This is a genomic window from Kitasatospora sp. NPDC047058 (genome assembly GCF_040643935.1).
In the GTDB taxonomy this organism is placed as follows: Bacteria; Actinomycetota; Actinomycetes; order Streptomycetales; family Streptomycetaceae; genus Kitasatospora.
In genome coordinates, this window is sequence record NZ_JBEYVJ010000493.1 from 1 (window position 1) to 4,443 (window position 4,443).

Here is a 4,443-nt window from a genome sequence, read left to right on the forward strand (position 1 = left end):
CGGTGGGAGCGGTTGGGGCCGATGTTGGGCCAGTAAGCAGCGGTGAGAGCGGGGATGCCGGTCTCGATCGCGCCGGACGGGCCGAGACTGTCGACGACCGCGGCCGTGGTCGGGTGCTCCGTGAGCGGCACGCGGCGGCCGATGTTGTCCGCCGTGCCTTCGTAGAGGGCGTGCTCGATTCGGCCGCGCTCGTGCCTCTCCAGCCGGCGCAGCACGGTCGAGCCGCGCCGCTCCAACTCCTCCCAGCACGTCAGGGCAACCAGATGCCCGTATCGGACTTCGGGCAGGGCGGCGTCGTGGTGCACGGTGGTGAGCAGCGGGCGGGGGCCGATCTCGGCGTCCCAAGCGGCCACCAGGTACACGCCTCCGAGCGCGGCGGACACCTCGGCGGCTTCGAGCAGGGTCCGCTCGGCGCGCGGGCCGAGCAGCTCGTCGAGGCGGGCCTGCAGTGCGGTGTCGGCGACGGTCAGCCGCGGGGGCTCACCCATGAGCAGGCTTGCGGAGCGGCGGGCGACGTCGGCGGGCATGGGGATGTGCAGGCGGGACTCGCGCCGGTCGGGGGTGGGTGTGCGGTCGCGTCCCCACAGGCGGCGCCGGCCGTCGCGCCGTCGGGTCTGCCCCTGGTAGACGGCGGCGAGCCGCTTGGGGTCGCCGGAGTACCACGCGTCATCGACCGCCATCTCGGCGAGCTCGGGCGCCCAACGGCGCGGCGGCCAGATGGAGTTGGGTTCAGGCAGCGGCATCGGCGCTCACCTCCTCCGGGATCAGGTCGGGGATCAGGTGGCGCCACTCGGCGGCGGTGGAATGCACGACGTACCGCAGCGCGTCGCAGCTGTGATCGTTGACCTTGAGCGGGCGGTCTTCGCCGGCGGCGGTCCCGGCCGGGTCCCACACGTACCCGGGCAGTTCGGAGAGCAGACCCTCGCACGAGCGGTGCACTAGCAGCCGGCCGGCCGCGAGCGCGGTAGATGTCGACCGGATGCCGTCCACGACGCTGTTCGCTGCCCGTGCGACACCGGGGTGCCCATCCTCCCAGAGCTGTGCGAGGAAGGAAGCGGCCGACGGGTCGAGGAACGTCCACTCCGGTTCGACCTGCAGGCCGTCGAGCCACCCGCGGACGGCGGCGCTGTACTGGGCATCGGTCATCTGCCGGCGCTTCTGCCGGCTGTCGTATCGCCACTCCGCGCAGGCATACAGCCGGCCGTCTTCGCCCAAGCCGAGCAGGATCGCAGAGAAGGGGTTCGACGTGCCGTAGTCGACTCCGAGCCAGTGCCGGACCATGGGCGGCAGCTCGTCGACGACGTGCTGCTGCTCGTCCCAGCAGTCATAGATCGAGCCTTCGGCGATCACCCACGCGCCGTCGATCATGCGCCGGCGCCACAGGCCGGTGTACTCGGCGTGCAGCGACCGGACGTAGGCCGGGGACAACGAGGGGTTGTCGTGCAGGCTGAAGTGCCAGGCGCGCAGGTTGAGATCGGCCGCGCGGTCGAGGTATCCGGCCTTGAGCCAGTGCCGCGGGCCGTCGGGGTTGGTGGTGGCCAGCAACTGCGCGCCGTCCACGCTGAGCCGTGCAAGCAGCTGCACCCAAAATGCCTCGGGCAGCAGCGTCGCCTCGTCGACGTACGCGAGGTACGCCGTCAGACCGCGCAGCCGGCCCTCGGCCCGGGAGTCCGCCGCGCCGATCAAATGGACGGTGCGACCGAGGATGACGGCGGTGGTGGCGCCGCGGGTGTGCCGGACCTGCCCCGCAGCGACCGGCCCGAACAGAGCCGGATCGGCCAACGCCTCCAGCACGTTGCGCTCGATCGTTTGCAGACTGCGGCCGCAGATGATGATCAGCCCGGACGGCGGCGCCTCCGCGACGGCCAGCAGGAACGCCAGCAGCGAGGCCACAGTCTTGCCGCTCCGAACGGCGCCGTGCCACACGTTGATGCGCGCGGTGGCCCGGGCGACCGACCGAAGTTGCTTGCGGGAGAGAGGGAGATCGAGAGCGGGGGCGAGCACGGCTCACCCCCCGTCGGCGGCCGCCTCGTCCTCGTCGGCGAAGGCGGCCCGCAGGCCCCGAGCAAGATCCGTGAGCATGCTGCGCACCTCGTGCCCGGACGTGCCGGCGTCGATCTCCGCGAGCCGGGCCGCGCTGGTCAGATAGGAACCGATGGCCTGCGAGTGGTGGCGCTCGTCCTGCGCCGGCGGGTCCTCGGTGACCACGTCGACCGTGTCGCCGGTCGGCAGGATCTCAACCCGCACGTAGGTGTCGGCCTCGACCCGGTCGAGGTTGGCCGCGGCCCGCCGGTACAGCCGGGCCGTCAGGTCCCGACGGAGGGCCGCGAGGTCTTCCTGCCGGGCCGCGGTCGCCGCGGCCGTGCGGGCGCCGCCGGTGAAGGCGAGCCCTTCCTCGCTGGCGATCTTCGACACGGTCGAGCTGCTGCGCCCGATCGCGGCCGCGATGGCGTTGCGGGAAAGGCCGTCGGCGTGCAGGCGGCGCACCTGGTCGCGGTCCTGGTCTCGGATCGGTTCCCTCACTTGCCACCTCCCTTGCAGGCTCCACAGGCCGTCACGCCTTGGCGCACCCCAGCAAAATCGGCCTTGAAATGGCCATTTCGCAAAATGGCCATTGCGAAACGAAGGCGAGCGCGGGCGATCGACTGTGAACCTTGTACGCAAGTACTTGAGTACCTGAATTCCAAAGGACTTTTGCGCGCCTATGGCAGTGATTCGAAGGTATGACTGTGCGGTTTCCCGAACGCTGTTGTCGACGTCCCTTTCGGGCGCCTTCGATCCTTAAATCGGAGCTGGAGAGGCGGTGTTGGGCAGGCTTTGGGGGTGCCATGCTGATCCACGGAGCGGCGCCGCCCCAACGTCTTGGCCGTGATTGATCGTCAAAAGGGGTGCTCTGTGGGGATTGTCGCGACTGGTTCGGCTGGCGGGGAGCCGGAGAGGGAGGGTGTTCCGCGCTGGGTGGTCGAGCTGGCGCCGACGGTCGCGGCGGCGATCGTGATGACGGTCATCGTGCTGACTCAACCGCTGGATGCGGCGTCGGGCGCGTTGCTGGGCACCGGCTTCTCGGTGCTGGGGGCGCGGGGCCGCGGTCGGCAGGGGTAGGAACGGCTGCGGCCCGCCACCGGGGGGAGGTGGCGGGCCGCGAGTCTTGCGCTTCCGGGCACGCCGGAAGCGCCTCCAACTCTAGGTCACAGATTGATAACGGCGCAAGGGGTTAAGCCCGGGCCCGTTCAACGACCGCGGCGGCGTCCGCGTCGTGCCCGGGGCGGCCGGGCCAGACCAGCACGCGCGCGGCCGTCACCTCCTCGTCCGCGGCGTGGTCGGCGAGCACTTCCTCGACCGTGCTCTCTGCGAACCGGGCGGCGTTGCGCCCCGGGTCGGCGTCGAGGATCTCGACAGGTGCAAGCTCGGCGTAGTCCTCGACCTGCCACCCGTCCGCGGTCTGCAGGTCGACCCGGTACGCGAACAGCATGTGCCCGTCGATCACGGCGCGCACCCGGTCCTCGGCGAGGTCCAGCTCGGCCGCGATCGCCGGGGCCGGCAGGCCGCCGTCGACGGCTGCCTCGACCACCAGGGCGGCGAGATGCCCCTCGATCGGCTCGCCCGCCGCGGCGTGCTCCCGCGCCGCGCGCAGCCGGGCGAGCGCCGTCTCGGCGTCGTGCTCGTCGAGCAGCATGCCGAGCTGCTCGGCGAAGGTGCGGACGTTGGTCCGCTGCTCCTGCTCGGTCATCTCCGGCCCCCCGGCCGGGCGCTTGACGTAGACGGCGGGCTCGGGCTTCTCGGTCATGGTGGGCGCCTCCCTAGCGCTCGGTGCGGGCGCCGGGCCCTACCGCCGTAGGGTAGGTGGCGCCCCTGACAGGTGCTCTCTGTCGGGTGCGCGGCCCCTTGGGGCCGCGGGGTCGGCCGGCGCTGTAGCGACGTCGGCCGACCCGCGTTCACGCCTGCTCGCGGTGCTTGCGGAGAATCTGGTAGACGCGGCCCTCGGTGTAGCGGAGATCGCGTGCGATCTCCACCGCCGATCGGCCGCCGTCCCTGGCCTCGACGATGATCCGGGCGAGCTGCGCGTCGAGCTGCTCGGACTCGCGCCGGATGCGCTCGGCATCCTCGTAGCTGAACTGGGGCGCGGGCTGCTCGGGCATCGGCTTCCTTCCGTGGGGCCGGCCGAGCTGCTGCTCGACCGGCCGACGTGCTGTCACTGCCTACTCTCGCCGATCCGCCAGTACGCCGGGGCGCCGGCGGTCGACCCGCGGCCCGCCCCTACCTGCGACGGCCGGTGAAGTGGCAGAAGTTGCACCCGCGGCCGGAGCAGTCGCGGCAGCGCGGACCGTGCTCGATCTCTTCGCGCGCTTCCTCGACGGGCGCGTGCTCGTACAGGCGCCACGCCTTCACGACGGGCCCGGTGCCGGCCTCGATGAGCCAGTCGGCCTCTCGCAGGTGGGCGCG

At 71.8% G+C, this 4,443-nt stretch carries 6 protein-coding genes and 1 pseudogene; 1 reads left to right on the forward strand and 6 read right to left on the reverse strand.

Annotation, left to right across the window (positions count from 1 at the left end; all coding sequences use genetic code 11):
- The 3 genes and pseudogenes from ABZ885_RS36100 to ABZ885_RS36110 all read right to left on the reverse strand — a co-directional run.
- Window positions 1-743, reverse strand: a pseudogene (locus ABZ885_RS36100) (phage capsid protein); the annotation flags it as partial.
- Window positions 730-2,004: a PBSX family phage terminase large subunit gene (locus ABZ885_RS36105; protein WP_360198532.1), complete on the reverse strand. Its 1,275-nt coding sequence runs from the start codon at window positions 2,002-2,004 to the stop codon at window positions 730-732. The gene ABZ885_RS36105 and the pseudogene ABZ885_RS36100, both read right to left, overlap by 14 nt.
- Window positions 2,005-2,007: 3 nt before the next feature.
- On the reverse strand, window positions 2,008-2,523 hold the full coding sequence (locus tag ABZ885_RS36110; protein WP_360198535.1) for a helix-turn-helix domain-containing protein: 516 nt from the start codon (window positions 2,521-2,523) through the stop codon (window positions 2,008-2,010).
- A gap of 435 nt (window positions 2,524-2,958) precedes the next feature.
- Here ABZ885_RS36110 and ABZ885_RS36115 point away from each other — a divergent pair, with 435 nt between their 5' ends.
- Entirely contained in the window at window positions 2,959-3,102 is a 144-nt protein-coding gene (locus ABZ885_RS36115) for a hypothetical protein (protein ID WP_360198538.1), read from the forward strand.
- Window positions 3,103-3,214: 112 nt separating this feature from the next.
- Here ABZ885_RS36115 and ABZ885_RS36120 read toward each other — a convergent pair whose 3' ends face one another.
- From ABZ885_RS36120 to ABZ885_RS36130, 3 genes are all read right to left on the reverse strand, one after another.
- On the reverse strand, window positions 3,215-3,787 hold the full coding sequence (locus ABZ885_RS36120; protein WP_360198540.1) for a hypothetical protein: 573 nt from the start codon (window positions 3,785-3,787) through the stop codon (window positions 3,215-3,217).
- A gap of 148 nt (window positions 3,788-3,935) precedes the next feature.
- The gene (locus ABZ885_RS36125) at window positions 3,936-4,196 is read right to left on the reverse strand and encodes a hypothetical protein (RefSeq protein WP_360198542.1); all 261 of its coding nucleotides are present in this window, start codon (window positions 4,194-4,196) and stop codon (window positions 3,936-3,938) included.
- A gap of 61 nt (window positions 4,197-4,257) precedes the next feature.
- The coding region (locus tag ABZ885_RS36130) for a hypothetical protein (protein ID WP_360198545.1) at window positions 4,258-4,443 on the reverse strand (186 nt) is incomplete at its 5' end.

What these genes read in the sequence shown, in the direction of transcription:
- ABZ885_RS36120 (WP_360198540.1), bottom strand. Translation starts at nt 3,787, where the DNA reads ATGACCGAGAAGCCCGAGCCCGCCGTCTACGTCAAGCGCCCGGCCGGG.